The organism is Streptomyces sp. NPDC057565, assembly GCF_042801455.1.
GTDB classification, from domain to species: Bacteria; Actinomycetota; Actinomycetes; order Streptomycetales; family Streptomycetaceae; genus Streptomyces; species Streptomyces yanii.
Genome location: NZ_JBHVFU010000174.1, coordinates 1 through 1,540 on the forward strand (window position 1 = coordinate 1; position 1,540 = coordinate 1,540).

A 1,540-nucleotide genomic window follows, 5' to 3' on the forward strand; every position below is an offset into this window, starting at 1 on the left:
GGCAAGATCAACTGGGGCGCCATCCCCGACTACTTCTTCGACGACCGGATCATCAGGGGTGTCGGCCAGACCCTGCTGCTGACCGCGCTGTCGATGGTCATCGGCATCGTCGGGGGCATCCTGCTCGCGGTGATGCGGCTCTCCAAGAACCCGGTGACCTCGTCCATCGCGTGGTTCTACATCTGGTTCTTCCGCGGCACCCCGGTCCTGGTACAGCTGTTCGTCTGGTTCAACCTGGGTCTGGTCTTCGAGTACATCAACCTCGGGCCGATCTACAAGGACTACTGGTCGAGCTTCATGACGCCGCTGCTGACGGCGCTGCTCGGCCTGGGCCTCAACGAGGCCGCCTACATGGCGGAGATCTGCCGCGCCGGTCTGCTCTCGGTCGACGAGGGCCAGACGGAGGCGTCGCACGCGCTGGGCATGAGCCACGGCAAGACGCTGCGGCGCATCGTGATCCCGCAGGCGATGCGGGTGATCGTGCCGCCGACGGGCAACGAAGTCATCAACATGCTGAAGACGACGTCGCTCGTGTCCGCGGTGCAGTTCACCGAACTGTTCCGGTACGCCCAGGACATCGGATCGTCGTCCGGAGCCCCGGTGGAGATGTACTTCCTCGCCGCGGCCTGGTATCTGATCATGACGTCGGTGCTGACCGTGGGCCAGTTCTATCTGGAGCGGTACTACGCGCGCGGTTCGAGCCGCAGCCTGCCGCCGACCCCCATGCAGAAGATCCGGGCCAACCTGCTGTCCCTGGGCCGTCCGTCGGGAGGCACGGCATGACCGCCATGGTGAAGGCCGAGGGCGTACACAAGTCCTTCGGCGCCGCACACATTCTCAAGGGCATCGACCTGGAGGTCGCCCCGCGGGAGGTCTTCTGCCTGATCGGCCCGTCCGGTTCCGGCAAGTCGACGTTCCTGCGGTGCATCAACCACCTGGAGCAGATCAACGCCGGCCGGCTCTATGTCGACGGTGACCTGGTGGGCTACCGCCAGAAGGGCGACAAGCTCTACGAGCTCAAGGACACCGAGGTCGCCCTGAAGCGGCGGGACATCGGCATGGTCTTCCAGCGGTTCAACCTCTTCCCGCACATGACGGCCATCGAGAACGTCATGGAGGCCCCGGTACAGGTCAAGGGCGAGGCGAAGGCCGTCGCCCGGGCCCGCGCGGAGCGGTTGCTGGACCGGGTCGGCCTGGCCGACAAGGCGAAGAACTACCCGTCGCAGCTCTCCGGCGGCCAGCAGCAGCGGGTGGCGATCGCCCGAGCCCTGGCCATGGAGCCGAAGCTGATGCTCTTCGACGAGCCGACGTCGGCGCTCGACCCGGAGCTGGTGGGCGACGTCCTGGACGTCATGCGCGGGCTCGCGGAGGACGGCATGACGATGATCGTCGTGACCCATGAGATGGGCTTCGCCCGGGAGGTCGGCGACGCGCTGGTCTTCATGGACGACGGGGTGGTGGTCGAATCGGGCCACCCGCGCGACGTACTGACGAACCCGCAGCACGACCGGACGAAGTCGTTCCTGTCGAAGGTGCTGTA

The 1,540-nt window shown here is 66.2% G+C and carries 2 protein-coding genes; both read left to right on the plus strand.

Going from position 1 to position 1,540, the window contains the following annotated elements; genetic code table 11:
* Positions 1-783 (plus strand): amino acid ABC transporter permease (locus ACFU8W_RS52435; RefSeq protein ID WP_384052991.1); only part of this gene is annotated, 783 nt, incomplete at its 5' end.
* A partial coding sequence (locus ACFU8W_RS52440) for an amino acid ABC transporter ATP-binding protein (RefSeq protein ID WP_345510388.1) occupies positions 780-1,540 on the plus strand: 761 nt, incomplete at its 3' end. The genes ACFU8W_RS52435 and ACFU8W_RS52440, both read left to right, overlap by 4 nt.